We start from the raw sequence: 16,768 nt of genomic DNA on the forward strand, positions 1-16,768 counted from the left end.
CCTGTATCACGCCCCCTCACCTGTACCCTGTATGAATTTCCGTCAGCATAACATGCTGATAATTCAATTGACCCTGCTGTCTGAATTCGTCAACTTAAACATCCAGACGTCTAAACGTTTGGATGTTCAAATTTGACAGCAGCGGTGATTGAAGAGGTGACAGGATGAGTTTCTTTCATGCCAATCAGCACGAGGCGCTTAATCAAAGTCTTGCTGAATTAAACGGACGCATTAATGTCTCTTTTGAGTTTTTTCCTCCACGAAGCCGGGAAATGGAAGATATTCTGTGGCGCTCTATTGAGCGTCTGCGTAACCTGAATCCCGCTTTTGTCTCCGTAACCTATGGTGCGAATTCCGGAGAGCGTGCGCGAACCCACAGTGTTATTAAAGGGATAAAAGAGCGTACCGGACTGGAAGCCGCACCTCACCTGACGTGTATCGATACTGATAGCCATGAACTACGGAAAATTGCGCAGGATTACTGGGATAACGGTATCCGCCATATTGTGGCGTTACGCGGGGATTTGCCTTGTGCCGGCCAGAAACCCGCCATGTATGCTGCCGATCTGGTCGCACTGCTGAAAGATGTCGGTGACTTTGATATTTCGGTGGCTGCTTATCCTGAAGTCCACCCTGAATCAAAAAGCGCCCAGGCCGACTTACTCAGCCTGAAACGTAAAGTCGATGCCGGGGCTGACCGGGCCATCACCCAGTTTTTTTTCGATGTGGAAAGTTATCTGCGTTTCCGTGACCGTTGTGCGGCTGCAGGCATTGACGTGGAAATTGTTCCCGGGATCTTACCGGTCAGTAATTTTAAACAGCTGCAGCGCTTTGCCACCCTCACCAATATCCGTGTACCGCACTGGATGAGCAGAATGTTTGACGGGCTTGATGACGATGCTGAAACTCGTAAGCTGGTCGGAGCGAACATTGCGATGGACATGGTAAAAATTCTCTCCCATGAGGGAGTGAAAGATTTCCATTTTTATACACTGAACCGTGCGGAAATGAGTTATGCCATTTGCCATACGCTGGGCGTACGGCCGCAAATGACGCACCAGTGAGGGGATCTATCCGGCAGGGCAACGCGGGCACCCTTGCCGGGTTATTATCTGAAAGCCTGTGGGTTATATCAGCCAGTATTACGCATTCCTGCCGCAATCCCGGCAATTGTCACCATCAGGGCCTGTTCAACCGACGGATCCGCCGGTTCGCCTGCGGCTTCTGCGGCCCGTGAACGGTGCAGTAATTCTGCCTGCAATACATTCAGGGGATCCGTATACACGTTACGTAACGCAATCGATTCTGCAATCCATGGCTGATCTGCCATCAGATGTGCATCGTTGGAGATAGTCAGTACCGTTTTAATATCTTTCTCCAGTTGCTCACGCAGCTGTTTACCCAGTGGCCAGAGTGACGGGTCAACCAGTCGCTGATCATAATATTCAGCCAGCCATAAATCAGCTTTGGCAAACACCATCTCCAGCATACCGATGCGGGTTGAGAAAAACGGCCAGTCACGGCACATAGCTTCCAGCGCATTTTGCTGACCTTTGGCCATGGCGTTTTGCAGGGCGGCACCTGCTCCCAGCCATGCCGGCAGCATCAGGCGGTTTTGCGTCCATGCGAAAATCCACGGGATCGCCCGTAATGATTCAACACCACCGGTCGGACGGCGTTTCGCGGGCCGGGAACCCAGAGGCAATTTACCCAGTTCCTGCTCCGGGGTTGCTGCACGAAAATAGGCAACGAAGCCCGGGTGTTCCCTGACATAATCACGATACATTGCACAGGAATCTTCTGACAGCTGATCCATAATGTTCTGCCATTCCGGTTTCGGTTCCGGCGGAGGCAGCAGGTTGGCTTCCAGAATGGCTCCGGTGTACAGAGACAGGCTGGCAATAGTGACCTCCGGCAATCCGAATTTGAAACGGATCATTTCCCCCTGTTCAGTCACGCGCAGGCCACCTTTCAGGCTGCCCGGAGGTTGTGATAGTAAAGCTGCCTGGGCAGGCGCCCCGCCCCGGCCGATAGAACCACCGCGGCCATGGAACAGGGTTAAGGCTATACCGGCTTTTTCGCAGGTTTTAATCAGCGCATCCTGTGCCTGATACTGCGCCCAGCTGGCGGCCATTACCCCGGCATCTTTGGCAGAATCAGAATAACCAATCATCACCATCTGTTTGCCCTGGATAAATCCGCGATACCAGTCGATGTTTAGCAGCTGAGTCATTACATCATTGGCATTATTCAGGTCATCAAGGGTTTCGAAAAGTGGTGCCACCGGCAGTGCGTAGCGGATACCGGCTTCCTTCAGCAGCAGGTGAACCGCCAGAACATCGGAAGGTGTTTTAGCCATCGAAATGACGTAAGCAGCAATCGAACCCTGTGGAACCTCAGCAGCTACACGACAGGTTTCCAGAACCTCGCGGGTCTCCTCGCTGGCTTCCCATTGCTGCGGCAACAGTGGACGTTTGGAGTTGAGTTCGCGGATAAGGAAAGCCTGTTTATCTGTTTCTGACCAGCTTTCGTAATCACCTAATCCCAGATAGCGGGTAATCTCTGCCAGTGCTTCCGTATGGCGGGTGCTTTCCTGACGCAAATCAATACGTACCAGTGGTACGCCGAAACACTTAATCCGGCGCAGTGTATCCAGTAACTGACCATTAGCGATAATTCCCATACCGCATTGTTGTAAGGACTGATAAATAGCGAATAACGGGTCCCACAGTTGATCGTTGGTCACCAGTAAATCTGTCGGGCGGCCCGGATAATCACCTTTCAGACGGCGTTCCAGGTAAGCCTGGGTATTGATCAGCTGGCTGCGGATACGTTTCAGAATCACCCGGTAAGGTTCCAGTGCTTGCGGATCGCCACACAACGTTCTGACCTCATCACTACAGACTGACATGGATAGCTCGGAAATCAGCACTCCGATATCACGTAAGAACATATCTGCGGCTTTCCAGCGGCTTAGCTGAATAACATGTCGGGTGACCGGGGCGGTAACATTCGGGTTGCCATCACGATCCCCTCCCATCCATGAAGTAAACGTTACCGGGACAAAATCGACCGGCAATCGAATGCCAAAGGTTTCCTCTGCCTGCTCATTCAGCTCACGCAGAAATGCCGGAACGCCGTCCCACAGGCTGTTCTCTACGACGGCAAACCCCCATTTTGCCTCATCTACCGGTGTCGGACGCACTTTACGTATTTCGTCCGTATGCCAGGCCTGGGCGACTAACTGGCGTAAGCGACGCATAATGCTGTTACGTTCATGATCCGTCAGATCGGCATGATCCAGTTGTTGCAGGCAGCTGTTCACTTCAACCAGTTTATGGATCAAGGTACGGCGGGTAATTTCGGTCGGATGCGCGGTCAGGACCAGTTCGATAGATAACGATTCAATAGCCTGCAGGATGTCAGATTCTGATAAGTTTTTTTGCTGTTTTAGCCGTTCAAAAGCCTGTTTCAGCAGTTCCGGGTTATTAGCCCCCTGGGACTGGTGGGAAATCGTCTGATATTGCTCGGCGACATTGGTCAGATTCAGAAACTGGCTGAACGCTCTGGCGACGGGTAATAATTCATCATTAGATAAGTTTTGCAGGGTCGAAAGCAACGCCTGACGATCGGAATCATGTCCGGCACGGGATGACTTGGAAAGCTTACGTATCCTTTCCACCTTGTCGAGAATATTTGCCCCTGACGCATCCTTCACTGTATCCCCGAGCAGTTTACCCAGCATACTGACGTTACTTCGCATTGCAGAATATTGTTCGTTCATGTGGCCCTGACACCCTATGCTATTTATGTGAGTTTGTTACCCGTCCTGCATAACCCTGTCTTTTATCTAGCCATGTAACGTACGATTCGTCAAATGACTTGATCGTGATCACATACATCCCAACTTATTGAATTTAATAAAATTTGAAAAACAGGCTATTTAATAAGTTATTCTTATAAAAAGGGAAATATCACCGGGCAGTGAATAATAACTGCCCGGCGGAAAGGTCACTGGCAAAAATGATGAACGACACGTTCGATTAACTGACGGGTAGGGTTGATAAATGCTGTGTCGAGATATTCATCTGGCTGATGGGCCTGCTCAATAGAACCGGGCCCCAGTACCAGGGTAGGGCATAGCTGTTGGATAAAAGGGGCTTCGGTACAATAGTTAACAATTTCTGTGTCGGTCCCCAGCAGTTTTTCAATGACCGCGACCAGTCCGTGATGACGGGGACATTCATAGCCCGGAATGGGCGGATGCAGATCACTGATTGTCAGCCGGCCCGGCCAGCGCTCACTGACCGGTGCCAGACTTTCCAGCAGTAATTCATGTAAATCAGGCAGTGCCATGCCGGGCAATGGGCGCAGGTCCATATGCAGTTCGCAACAGGCACAGATCCGGTTCGGAGAATCTCCGCCATGAATTGCTCCGAAGTTCATGGTCGGATAAGGAATGACAAAGCCGTCATGGTGATATTTCTCTTTCAGTGTGTTACGCAGGCCAGTCAGGTGCCCGATGGCATCATGCATCAGTTCAATCGCATTGACACCCCGCTCAGGATCACTGGAATGCCCCGATTGTCCCTGAATACGGATAGCTTTTGACAGATGCCCTTTATGCGCCCTTACCGGTTTCAGAGACGTCGGTTCACCGATAATCGCACAATCAGGTCGCAGGCTGGTGGTACGTGCGAAATAGCTGGCCCCTGCCATAGTGGTTTCTTCGTCAGCGGTAGCCAGAATATACAGCGGTTTTTTCAGCCGTGTAATATCCACATCACGCAGGGTATCGAGAATAAAAGCAAAAAATCCTTTCATATCTGCGGTACCCAGCCCGTATAGCTTATTGTCCCGCTCTGTCAGCGTAAAAGGGTCCTGTGACCAGCGCCCGTCATCAAAGGGGACAGTATCCGTGTGGCCTGCCAGCATCAGTCCGCCTGAACCCTTACCGGCACGGGCCAGCAGGTTAAATTTATTGCGTGTTTCCGGCACAGGCTGCACTTCCGTATGGAAACCCAGATCGCGAAACCACCCGGCCAGCAGATTAATCAGCGCCTCATTACTCTGATCCAGCGCGGGTTCTGTCGTACTGACCGACGGTGTGGCAATTAACTGACGATAAAGCTCAATAAAAGGCGGTAATTTTATCTTCACTGTTGACGGTCCTTGCGTTAGGATGTATCAATATTCATGCATTAATTATGAATAAAAATACATTATGGCCTGAAGTATGTGAACTGTTTTTGCTCACGAAGGCAATCCGTAAGACGGTAGATACCGTCAGCTGAAATATAGACTTACGTATAAGGTACACAGCCTGATGCTGAACACGCTGATTGTAGGCGCCAGTGGTTATGCCGGTGTTGAACTGGTGACTTACCTGAATCGCCATCCGCATATAAACATAACCGGAATAGCCGTCTCCGCGCAAAGCCCGGATGCAGGAAAACTCTTGTCTGATCTGCATCCGCAGTTAAAAGGACAGACAGACCTGCGACTACAGCCATTGACCGATGTGGCTGAACTGGCGAACGGTACTGACGTGGTCTTTCTGGCAACGGCACATGAAGTCAGCCATGATCTGGCCCCGCAATTCCTGGCACAGGGGTGTGTGGTATTCGATTTATCAGGCGCCTGGCGGGTTAATAGTGCTGAATTTTATACCCGCTATTACGGATTCACACATCAGCACCCGGAGTTGCTGAAAAAAGCTGTCTACGGACTCGCAGAATGGCAGCAGGATAATCTCCGCCAGGCCGGGTTAATTGCGGTACCCGGCTGCTACCCGACAGCAGCTCAGCTGGCCATTAAACCCTTACTGGATGCCGGTTTGCTTAATACCGCACACTGGCCAGTGATTAATGCTACCAGCGGGGTCAGCGGGGCCGGACGTAAAGCTTCCCTGAACACCAGTGTGTGTGAAGTCAGTTTACAGCCCTACGGCCTGTTTACTCACCGCCATCAGCCGGAAATTGCCGAACATTTAGGGATTCCGGTGATCTTTACTCCTCAGTTGGGGAATTTCCCGCGGGGTATTCTGGCCACCATTACCTGCCGGTTAACTGCAGGTATCACTGCACAGGATGTGGCAAAAGCATTCCATGATGCCTATGACGATAAACCGCTGGTGCGTTTGTACGACACCGGCGTCCCGGCCCTGAAGTCGGTCGTGGGCCTGCCATTCTGTGATATTGGTTTCGCCGTTCAGGGAGAGCATCTGATTATCGTCAGCGCGGAAGATAACCTGCTTAAAGGGGCCTCTTCTCAGGCTGTGCAATGCATGAATATACGTTTCGGGTACCCTGAAACACTTTCTCTGCTTTAAGGATGGATATCATCATGACAAAGCCATTGATCATTAAACTGGGGGGTGTTTTGCTGGATAGCGAAGAAGCCCTGGACCGTTTATTTGACGCATTACTCGCTTACCGTAATAGTCACCAGCGTCCGCTGCTTATTGTTCATGGCGGGGGATGCCTGGTCGATGAACTGATGAAAAAACTGGCGCTGCCGGTCAGTAAAAAAAATGGTTTGCGGGTCACTCCGGCAGATCAGATCGATATTATTACCGGAGCCCTGGCGGGCACAGCGAATAAAACATTGCTGGCCCGGGCTAAAAAATATGGCATCAACGCGGTTGGCCTGTCACTGGGTGATGGCGGTATTGTGAATGTTGCACAATTTGATGATGAACTGGGGCATGTCGGGCAGGCAAGCCCGGGAAACCCTGCTCTGGTGACGACGTTACTGGATGCCGGTTATTTACCGGTGATCAGCTCTATCGGGATCACCGATGAAGGGTTATTAATGAATGTGAACGCTGACCAGGCGGCAACAGCACTGGCTGCAACCCTGGGCGCAGATCTGGTATTACTGTCTGATGTCAGCGGTATTCTGGATGGTAAAGGACAGCGGATTGCCGAAATGACGGCTCAGCATGCGGAAACGCTCATCGGCAGGGGAATCATCACCGATGGCATGATCGTTAAAGTTCATGCTGCGCTGGATGCTGCGAAAACTCTCGGACGACCGGTAGATATTGCCAGCTGGCGTAATGCAGAGCAGCTCCCTGACTTATTTAACGGTGTACCAATCGGTACCCGGATTCTGGCTTAACGACAAAGACTGATTCAAGGATTATAAGATGCAAACTCAAGGCATAAAAAAAATCGTATTGGCGTATTCCGGCGGGCTTGATACCTCTGCGATTATTCCATGGCTGAAAGAGAACTATGGTTGTGAAGTGGTTGCCTTTGTTGCCAATGTCGGCCAGGACCCTGCCGATCTGGCCGGGGTGGAAGAAAAGGCCCTGCAGTCGGGTGCATCTGAATGCCATGTAGTCGATCTGCGTGAAGAATTTATCAGCGACTATGTTTATCCTGTGCTGCAAACTGGCGCGCTGTATGAAGGGACCTATTTGCTGGGTACCTCAATGGCCCGGCCGATCATTGCCAGGGCTCAGGTTGAACTGGCACTGAAAGTGGGCGCTGATGCATTGTGTCATGGTGCCACCGGTAAAGGTAACGATCAGGTACGTTTTGAAAGCACTTACACTGCCCTGGCACCGCAGCTTAAAGTGGTTGCTCCGTGGCGTGAGTGGGATCTGCGTTCCCGTGAAGCACTGCTTGACTACCTGAAAGAACGTAATATTCCGACGACAGCCACTCTCGAAAAAATTTACAGTCGTGATGAAAATGCATGGCATATTTCAACCGAAGGTGGTGTGCTGGAAAGTCCGTGGAATGCACCAAATAAAGATTGCTGGGTCTGGACTGTTGATCCGCAGGACGCGCCAGATCAGCCGGAAGAAGTCTCGGTGACTGTCGAGAAAGGGCGTATTGTTGCTGTTAACGGTGAGGCACTTTCCCCGTTCGGCTGCCTGGATGTTCTGAACGCGCTGGGCGCAAAACATGGCGTCGGACGTATCGATATTGTTGAGAACCGTCTGGTCGGTATGAAATCCCGTGGTTGTTATGAAACACCGGGCGGGACGATTATGGTGAATGCTCTGCGTGCTGTTGAGCAGCTGGTACTGGATCGTGACAGCTATAAATGGCGTGAGCAGCTGGGCCTGGAAATGTCTTATGTCGTGTATGACGGACGCTGGTTTACCCCGGTCCGTAAATCCTTACAGGCATCTTCTGAGTCACTGGCAGAAACCGTGAATGGTGAGGTTGTACTGCAGTTGTATAAAGGTCAGGTGACTGCTATCCGTAAAAAATCGCAGAACAGCCTGTACTCAGAAGAATTCGCTACCTTTGGCGAAGACGAAGTTTATGACCATAGCCATGCGGGTGGTTTTATCCGTCTGTACTCACTGTCATCACGTATCCGTGCACTGAAAGAGCAGAAGTAACCTTCCGTCTCATTCAGCCGTAATACCGGACCAGGGCGGCGGCTATGCCGCCTTGTTTTTAAGAATAACCGATTATAGGAAGTATCAGTATGGCACTGTGGGGCGGACGTTTTACTCAGGCAGCAGACCAGCGATTTAAACAATTTAATGATTCACTGCGTTTTGATTACCGGCTTGCGGAACAGGATATTACCGGCTCCGTTGCCTGGTCTAAAGCGCTGGTTACCGTGGGCGTACTGAGCCAGGAAGAACAACAACAACTGGAACAGGCTCTGCAGGCTCTGCTGAATGATGTCCGGGCGAACCCTGAGCAGATTCTGCAAAGTGATGCTGAAGATATCCATAGCTGGGTTGAAGGACAGCTGATTGATAAGGTGGGTGCGCTGGGTAAAAAACTGCACACCGGCCGTAGCCGTAATGACCAGGTTGCTACAGATCTTAAATTATGGTGTAAAACGATGATCACTGAGCTGCTGGCGGCAACCCGTCAGCTTCAGCAGGGTCTGGTTGCCACCGCCGAAGTTAACCAGGATGCCGTTATGCCGGGTTATACCCACCTGCAGCGTGCACAACCGGTAACTTTTGCGCACTGGTGTCTGGCATATACAGAAATGCTGGCCCGTGATGAAAGCCGTCTGCAGGATGCGCTGAAGCGTCTTGATGTCAGTCCGCTGGGCTGCGGGGCCCTTGCCGGTACGGCATATGAAATTGACCGTGAACAGCTGGCCGGCTGGCTTGGTTTTGCCTCTGCTACCCGTAACAGTCTGGATTCGGTGTCTGACCGTGACCATGTGCTGGAACTGCTTTCCGATGCATCGATCGGCATGGTCCATTTATCGCGTTTCGCCGAAGATCTTATCTTCTTCAACTCCGGTGAAGCAGGCTTTGTCGAATTAGCGGATAAAGTCACTTCCGGTTCTTCCCTGATGCCACAGAAGAAAAACCCGGATGCACTGGAGCTTATCCGCGGTAAATGCGGTCGTGTTCAGGGCGCCTTAACCGGGATGATGATGACTCTGAAAGGATTACCGCTCGCCTACAATAAAGATATGCAGGAAGATAAAGAAGGCTTGTTCGATGCGCTCGACACCTGGCTGGACTGTCTGCATATGGCCGGGCTGGTACTGGAAGGGATTCAGGTGAAACGTCCCCGTTGCCAGGAAGCCGCTGAACAGGGATATGCTAACTCCACGGAATTAGCCGATTACCTGGTGGCAAAGGGGGTTCCTTTCCGTGAGGCACACCATATTGTCGGCGAAGCCGTTGTTGCTGCGATTGGTAAAGGGGTCGCTCTGGAAGCATTGTCGCTGGATCAACTCCGTACTTTCAGCCCGGTGATTGGTGAAGATGTGTATCCGGTATTATCGTTACAATCCTGTCTGGATAAACGTAATGCCCGTGGTGGTGTTGCTCCGGCACAGGTCGCTTTAGCTATCCATGAAGCAAAACAACGTCTTACCTGATAACAAACAGCGGACCGGGGTCCGCTGTTTTATTGTCTGCCTGGCCGGGGGTATGCCGGTCAGCTTCTCAGGAAGTACTGTTCCAGGTCATCACTGCCACCAATATGGCGACCGCCAATAAAGACCTGTGGTACCGTGGCTCTGCCAGTGATTGCCCGCAGGCTGACAGTTGTCGCATCCTGACCTAAAATGATTTCTTCATACTGAATTCCGCGCTCCTGCAGCATCTGTTTAGCCCTGGTGCAGAACTGGCAGCCTGGTTTGGTAAACAGTGAGACGGATTCCTGTAATTTTACTTCCGGGGCCAGATACCGCAGCATGGTGTCTGCATCAGAGACTTCAAACGGGTCACCGGGTTTGTTGGGTTCAACAAACATTTTCTCAACGTGACCGTTACGTACCAGCATGGAATAACGCCATGAGCGTGCACCAAAGCCAAGGTCTTCTTTCCCGACCAGCATATCCATGCCACGGGTGAAATCACCATTACCATCCGGAATAAAAGTGATATTTTCTGCATGCTGATCGGCTTTCCATGCATTCATCACGAACGCATCATTAACGGAGATACATAAAATCTCATCCACACCATGTTGCGAAAATACGCTGTACAGCTCGTTATAGCGGGGTAAATGACTCGATGAGCAGGTGGGGGTAAATGCACCGGGCAGTGAAAATACAATTACTGTTTTATCTTTAAACAAGTCAGCAGTAGTCATATCTACCCATTTATCGCCCTGACGGGTATGGAAAGTAACTTCGGGTACGGTGCGACCTTCGTAACTGTTTGACATATTGGCTCCTGTCCTACGCCATATGGCGTTAAATAAAAGATGTTTGTTATCAGTTGAGATGATTATGACGATCTCAGCTTGATAGGGCTAATCGTTGATTGCTATGCTATCTATCGTCACTAGCTATCACAGACTGAAGGAAATCAATGAATATTCGCGACCTTGAGTACCTGGTATCATTGGCAGAACATCGCCACTTTCGACGTGCGGCAGATGCCTGCCATGTCAGCCAGCCGACGCTGAGCGGGCAAATCCGTAAACTGGAAGATGAGCTGGGCGTGATGCTACTGGAACGCACCAGCCGTAAGGTATTGTTTACTCAGGCCGGTTTATTACTGGTGGACCAGGCTCGTACTGTTTTACGGGAAGTCAAAGTGCTGAAGGAAATGGCCAGCCAGCAGGGCGAAACAATGTCCGGGCCATTACATATCGGTTTGATCCCTACCGTCAGCCCCTATTTACTGCCACAAATTGTGCCTATGCTGCATAAAACATTTCCCCGGCTGGAAATGTATCTGCATGAAGCACAGACTCAGCAATTGCTGGCTCAGCTGGATAACGGACAACTGGATTGCGCAATTATGGCTCTGGTTAAAGAGACAGAAGCCTTTATTGAAGTGCCGTTGTTTGATGAACCGATGAAACTGGCGGTATATTCCGATCATCCCTGGCATAACCGTGAGCGGGTACCCATGTCTGACCTGGCCGGTGAAAAGTTACTGATGTTGCAGGACGGACATTGTTTGCGCGACCATGCACTGGGCTTCTGCTTCTCTGCCGGAGCCGACGAAGATACCCATTTCCGCGCGACCAGTCTGGAAACGCTGCGAAATATGGTTGCTGCCGGAAGCGGAATCACTCTGATGCCTTCGCTGGCAGTGCCTGCTGAACGTGAACGGGATGGTGTTTGTTATATTACCTGCGATAAACCAGTACCACAGCGAACGATTGCACTGGTTTACCGTCCGGGTTCTCCTCTGCGCAGCCGCTACGAGCAGCTGGCAGAAACCATCAGTGCGCATATGGTTGCGTCAGGACAGATCTCAAAATAAACGGTTAAGGCCATTTAATGCCGCGACACGATAGGCCTCGGCCATAGTCGGATAGTTAAAGGTGGTATTTACAAAGTACTCAATAGTATTACCACCGTTCTTTTGCTCCATAATGGCCTGCCCGATATGGATAATTTCTGCCGCCCGTTCTCCGAAGCAATGAATACCCAGAATCTCTTTGGTATCCCGGTGGAATAAAATTTTCAGGCTGCCAATATTCATCCCGACGATTTGGGCACGGGCGAGGTGTTTAAATTGTGCCCGTCCTACTTCATAAGGGACTTTCATTGCTGTCAGTTGCTGCTCGGTTTTGCCGACGGAGCTGATTTCCGGAATGGTATAAATACCGGTCGGAATATCCTCAACCAGATGGGCGGTCGCTTCACCTTTAATCATCGCCAGTGCGGCAATACGGCCCTGGTCGTAAGCGGCGGAGGCCAGGCTGGGGTAGCCGATAACATCACCCACCGCAAAAATATGAGGCTGTGCGGTCTGGTACATATTATTAACTTTAAGCAGACCGCGGCTGTCGGCTTCCAGCCCGGCATTCTCCAGCGACAGTGAATCCGTATTTCCGGTACGGCCATTAGCATACAGCAGACAGTCTGCTTTCACTTTTTTACCGGATTTTAAATGGACGATGACGCCGTCGTCATTTCCTTCCACTTCTTCAAACTCTTCGTTATGGCGGATAACCACACCACTATTCCAGAAGTGATAAGAAAGAGAGTCTGACATCTCCTGATCGAGGAACGCCAGCAGACGGTCACGGGTATTGATCAGGTCGACCTTTACGCCCAGTCCGCGGAAGACAGAAGCATATTCACAGCCAATCACACCGGCACCATAAATAATGACGTGTGAAGGTTCGTGGCGTAAATCGAGGATCGAGTCGGAGTCATAAATACGGGGATGTGAAAAATCAACGTTGTCAGGATGATAAGGGCGTGAACCGCAGGCAATAACAAATTTACCGGCTGTCAGCCTCTCACGTGTACCGTCAGGCAATACAACTTCAATGGTATGAGCATCGACGAAGTTCGCATCACCCTGAAATATTTCACAGTGATTGCGTTCGTAAAAACCCTGGCGCATGGTTGTTTGCTGCTGAATAACATTTTCTGTATGTTTCAGAATGTCTGAAAATGAAGAACGTAACAGGCGTGAATGATCGCTGTATAACGGGTTTTGATTAAATTCGATGATTCGGCTGACAGCGTGTCGCAAAGCCTTTGACGGAATCGTTCCCCAATGGGTACAGCCGCCACCGATATTATGATAACGCTCAATAACCGCTACATGAGCTCCCTGTTTCACCAGCCCCATAGCAGCACCTTCACCGCCGGGACCGGAACCAATGACAATGGCATCGTAATCGTAAGACTTTTGCATACCCGTACGCCCTATTTTCATAAACATTTTAACAACCTAAATATAACATTTTAGTCATTCTGTCTGAACGCTAATCGTGTTATTTCTTGTTTCCGTGTTTAATGAACAGGTTAACAGGCGTTCACAAAGTTTGCCCCACTGTACGCTGATAATTTTGATATAGTGCCAACATAAAGTGTAAAAAGGCAGAGATGATGGGCGTCAGAGCACAACAAAAAGAACGTACAAGACGTACTCTTATTGAAGCAGCGTTCAGTCAGCTAAGTGCAGAACGCAGTTTCACCAGCCTGAGCTTACGTGAAGTTGCCCGTGAAGCAGGTATTGCACCGACTTCGTTTTACCGTCATTTCAAAGATGTGGATGAGCTTGGCCTGACTATGGTTGATGAAAGCGGGTTAATGCTGCGCCAGTTAATGCGTCAGGCGCGGCAACGAATCGCTAAAGGCGGTAGCATCATCAAAACCTCGGTCTCTACTTTTATGGAATTTATTGGTAATAACCCGAACGCCTTTCGTTTGTTACTGCGCGAACGTTCAGGGACTTCTGCTGCTTTTCGTGCCGCGGTCGCCAGAGAAATTCAGCACTTTATCGCCGAACTTGCCGACTATCTGGAATTAGAAAACCATATGCCGCGCAGTTTCACCGAAGCTCAGGCAGAAGCAATGGTCACTATTGTTTTCAGCGCAGGGGCTGAAGCGGTCGATGTAGATGCAGAACAGCGGCGAAAGCTGGAAGAGCGTCTGGTACTGCAATTACGCATGATCTCTAAGGGCGCTTATTACTGGTACCGCAGGGAGCAGGAAAGGCTGGCATCAGCTACCGAACACTCAGAACATGACGTAAACAGGTAATAATATGACTGAACAAAACACGCGTGATAAAGGCACCCTGATTCTGGCCTTTATTGCCGGTCTGTCAATTAATGGTAGTTTTTCTGCTTTATTTACTGACGGCGTCCCGTTTTCCTTTTTCCCTCTCATCTCGCTGGCGCTTTCTGTGTGGTATCTGCATCAGCGCTATCTGAACAGAAGTATGCCGGAAGGCACGCCTTCGCTGGCAGGAGGATTTTTTCTGCTAGGAATACTGGTCTGCAGTGCGGTAATCCGTACCCGGTACCCGCAAATCGGTTCTGATTTTCTACCGGTACTTTTAATGGTCTGTCTGGTTTTCTGGATTTTTAGCCGTTTTCGCCGTCGCTGATTTTACTAACATTACCGCCCATAAGAAGGGCAGTAACAGTTAGCCACAGATTTATTTACGGCGCAGCAGCACACCACATTCCATATGGTGGGTGTAAGGGAATTGATCGAACAATGCCAGACGTTCTACGTGGTGCGTGGTGCTCAGTGTTTCCAGGTTTTCGCTCAGGGTCTGTGGATTACAGGAGATATACAGAATAGCCGGATAAGCCTGAACCATTTTGAGTGTCTCACTGTCCAGACCGCTGCGCGGGGGATCAACAAAAATCGTTTCACAGTCATAGTCTTTAAGCTCGATACCCTGCAAACGGTTAAAAGAACGCACCCCTTGCATGGCCTGGGTAAACTCTTCTGCCGACATCCGGATAATCTGCACATTATCAATATTATTCGCGGCAATATTGTATTGTGCAGACTCTACTGAGGGTTTGGCTATTTCGGTGGCCAGTACGCGGCGGAAATTTCTTGCCAGCGCTAACGAAAAGTTTCCGTTACCACAGTAGAGTTCCAGTAAGTCTCCTTTAGCGCCACGGGTAGCCGCCAATGCCCACTCCAGCATCTTTACATTTATTGCTGCATTAGGTTGCGTAAAGCTGTTTTCCACCTGGCGATAAATCATTTCTCTGCCGTCCACGGTCAGGACTTCATCAACATAGTCGTGATCCAGGCAAATTTTTGTCTTTGTTGCGCGGCCGATGAACTGGACGTTAAATCCCCGGGCCCGCAGACTGTCACGCAGCAGAGATATTTCTGTCTGCCATACATCATCTATTTTCCGATGGTATAAAAGAGAGATAATGATTTCCCGGCTGCAGGTCGACAAATAATCGATCTGAAACAGTTTATGGCGTAATACAGGGTTATCACGTAATGCCTCTATCATCAGTGGCATCATGGTATTAATCAGTTCACTGGCGGCAGGAAAGCTGTCTACCCGGATTCGCTGGCGGGTCTGCTGATCAAAAATAATATGGTACAGATCATCTCCCTGATGCCAGATACGAAATTCTGCACGCATACGGTAATGGCTGACAGGCGAGCGAAATACTTCGGCATCAGGTGCATTAAACGGCGCCATCATAGCGCTTAAGCGATTAACTTTTTCCGCCAGCTGGTCGTCATAGTCTTCAACGGGGAGATGTTCCGGGGTCATAATGAATCCTGGTTGTTGGGTATCAGGCGGCGATTGTAGGGATTCCGGCGCTGATGTCCAGCATCGGATCATCGGGGCGTATGACTCCTTTACCGGGCGGTTGTCGGGATAATTGTGAGCGCAGCTGATTTCCTGCGAAGCCGTCCGGCCCCGCAGAACGGTATCGTGATAGAATAAATTATCCGTTTACTGATAACGATGAGACAGTGTATGGCGACAGTTGTTCAGGATGAGTTAATGCCTTCTGCCACTGCTGAGGGGCGGCCGGCGATCCTGGTCTTTGATTCCGGGGTTGGTGGCCTTTCGGTATATGATGAAATCAGGCAGCTATTGCCTGATGCACACTATATATATGTATTTGATAATGTCGGATTCCCGTACGGGGAGAAAACAGAGCATTATATTGTTGAACGCGTTAAGGCGATTACTGCAGCGATTACCCGCGACTATACTGTCTCTATTGCTGTCGTTGCCTGTAATACTGCAAGCACGGTCTCTTTACCTGCACTCCGTGAAGCATTTGATTTCCCGGTCGTAGGTGTTGTCCCGGCGATAAAACCTGCAGCACGCCTGACCCGTAACGGTATTGTCGGGCTGCTTGCAACACGCGGTACGGTAAAACGGCCTTATACCCACCAGTTAGTCCGGCAGTTCGCTAAAGAATGCCATATAGAAATGCTGGGTTCTGCTGAGCTGGTAGTCCTGGCCGAACAAAAACTACAGGGTGACGCAGTATCACTGAGTGACGTACGGAAAATTATCCGGCCGTGGCTTAAGCTACCCGAACCTCCGGATACGGTGGTGCTGGGCTGTACTCACTTCCCGTTACTAAAGGAAGAATTGCAGTCAGTATTACCTGAAGGCACCAGACTGGTGGATTCAGGTGCCGCAATTGCCAGAAGAACGGCATGGCTGTTACAGCAACAACCGGTAAAAACCTGTTCTTCTGTTGCGGATATTGCGTTTTGTACTGCAATGACCGTGGAAACTGAGCGTTTATTGCCCGTTTTACAACGCTATGGCCTGCTTTCGCTGAAAATACTCGCAATTTAGTGATGAAATGAGTAAAAACCCGCCAGTCAGTAATTAATTTAAAATAAACCCTTGCCAGAAAAAATTAACTCCCTATAATGCGCATCCACTGACACGGCAAAGCGCGATGCGCAGCGGCGTGACAGGGACCGAAGCGATTCGGTCCGGAGAAAAAATCACGAAATAGTGGTTGACTCCTGAGGTGAAAAGCGTAATATACGCCACCTCGCAGTGACAACCTAAACGGTTGAACTGCAACGCTCTTTAACAATTTATCAGACAATCTGTGTGGGCACTCGCAGGATTGATATCAAACGTCTC

General features: G+C 50.1%; 14 protein-coding genes. 9 read left to right on the forward strand and 5 right to left on the reverse strand.

Annotated elements, in window-relative coordinates:
- The first annotated feature begins 164 nt into the window (after positions 1-164).
- A complete protein-coding gene (gene metF / locus JK216_RS12975) occupies positions 165-1,064 on the forward strand; it encodes a methylenetetrahydrofolate reductase (protein WP_212710604.1) in 900 nt (299 codons plus the stop codon).
- 68 nt (positions 1,065-1,132) lie between these two features.
- On the opposite strand, the gene ppc is transcribed toward metF, so the two are convergent.
- Both ppc and argE read right to left on the reverse strand, forming a co-directional pair.
- The gene (ppc, locus tag JK216_RS12980) at positions 1,133-3,784 is read right to left on the reverse strand and encodes a phosphoenolpyruvate carboxylase (protein ID WP_212707986.1); all 2,652 of its coding nucleotides are present in this window, start codon (positions 3,782-3,784) and stop codon (positions 1,133-1,135) included.
- 227 nt (positions 3,785-4,011) lie between these two features.
- On the reverse strand, positions 4,012-5,160 hold the full coding sequence (gene argE, locus JK216_RS12985; protein ID WP_212707985.1) for an acetylornithine deacetylase: 1,149 nt from the start codon (positions 5,158-5,160) through the stop codon (positions 4,012-4,014).
- A 166-nt stretch (positions 5,161-5,326) separates the two neighbouring features.
- On the opposite strand from argE, the gene argC reads away from it, so the two are divergent.
- The 4 genes from argC to argH all read left to right on the forward strand — a co-directional run bounded on the left by argC (position 5,327) and on the right by argH (position 9,825).
- The gene (gene argC / locus JK216_RS12990; protein ID WP_212707984.1) at positions 5,327-6,331 is read left to right on the forward strand and encodes an N-acetyl-gamma-glutamyl-phosphate reductase; all 1,005 of its coding nucleotides are present in this window, start codon (positions 5,327-5,329) and stop codon (positions 6,329-6,331) included.
- A gap of 14 nt (positions 6,332-6,345) precedes the next feature.
- A complete protein-coding gene (gene argB / locus JK216_RS12995) occupies positions 6,346-7,122 on the forward strand; it encodes an acetylglutamate kinase (protein ID WP_212707983.1) in 777 nt (258 codons plus the stop codon).
- A 28-nt stretch (positions 7,123-7,150) separates the two neighbouring features.
- Positions 7,151-8,362 carry an argininosuccinate synthase gene (locus JK216_RS13000; RefSeq protein WP_212707982.1) on the forward strand — a complete coding sequence of 404 codons (1,212 nt, stop codon included), beginning with the start codon at positions 7,151-7,153 and terminating at the stop codon, positions 8,360-8,362.
- Between the two features lie 89 nt (positions 8,363-8,451).
- Complete coding sequence (gene argH, locus JK216_RS13005; protein ID WP_212711758.1) at positions 8,452-9,825, forward strand: argininosuccinate lyase; 1,374 nt, start codon at positions 8,452-8,454, stop codon at positions 9,823-9,825.
- 59 nt (positions 9,826-9,884) lie between these two features.
- Here the strand turns inward: argH and JK216_RS13010 are convergent, their stop codons facing one another.
- A complete protein-coding gene (locus tag JK216_RS13010; RefSeq protein ID WP_212707980.1) occupies positions 9,885-10,619 on the reverse strand; it encodes a redoxin family protein in 735 nt (244 codons plus the stop codon).
- A 146-nt stretch (positions 10,620-10,765) separates the two neighbouring features.
- On the opposite strand from JK216_RS13010, the gene oxyR reads away from it, so the two are divergent.
- Positions 10,766-11,671 carry a DNA-binding transcriptional regulator OxyR gene (oxyR, locus tag JK216_RS13015; protein WP_212707979.1) on the forward strand — a complete coding sequence of 302 codons (906 nt, stop codon included), beginning with the start codon at positions 10,766-10,768 and terminating at the stop codon, positions 11,669-11,671.
- On the opposite strand, the gene sthA is transcribed toward oxyR, so the two are convergent.
- Positions 11,663-13,063 (reverse strand): Si-specific NAD(P)(+) transhydrogenase, encoded by a 1,401-nt coding sequence (gene sthA, locus JK216_RS13020; protein ID WP_212707978.1) that lies wholly within the window; start codon positions 13,061-13,063, stop codon positions 11,663-11,665. The genes oxyR and sthA overlap by 9 nt on opposite strands.
- 191 nt (positions 13,064-13,254) lie before the next feature.
- Between sthA and fabR the strand changes: the two genes are divergently transcribed.
- The gene (gene fabR, locus JK216_RS13025; protein WP_212707977.1) at positions 13,255-13,914 is read left to right on the forward strand and encodes an HTH-type transcriptional repressor FabR; all 660 of its coding nucleotides are present in this window, start codon (positions 13,255-13,257) and stop codon (positions 13,912-13,914) included.
- 4 nt (positions 13,915-13,918) lie between these two features.
- Entirely contained in the window at positions 13,919-14,263 is a 345-nt protein-coding gene (locus tag JK216_RS13030; RefSeq protein WP_212707976.1) for a YijD family membrane protein, read from the forward strand.
- Positions 14,264-14,314: 51 nt separating this feature from the next.
- Here the strand turns inward: JK216_RS13030 and trmA are convergent, their stop codons facing one another.
- A complete protein-coding gene (gene trmA / locus JK216_RS13035) occupies positions 14,315-15,415 on the reverse strand; it encodes a tRNA (uridine(54)-C5)-methyltransferase TrmA (RefSeq protein WP_212707975.1) in 1,101 nt (366 codons plus the stop codon).
- A gap of 210 nt (positions 15,416-15,625) precedes the next feature.
- On the opposite strand from trmA, the gene murI reads away from it, so the two are divergent.
- Positions 15,626-16,468 (forward strand): glutamate racemase, encoded by an 843-nt coding sequence (gene murI, locus JK216_RS13040; RefSeq protein ID WP_212710601.1) that lies wholly within the window; start codon positions 15,626-15,628, stop codon positions 16,466-16,468.
- The last annotated feature ends 300 nt before the right edge of the window (positions 16,469-16,768 follow it).

The organism is Tatumella sp. JGM94 (assembly GCF_018257595.1).
GTDB lineage: Bacteria > Pseudomonadota > Gammaproteobacteria > Enterobacterales > Enterobacteriaceae > Tatumella > Tatumella punctata.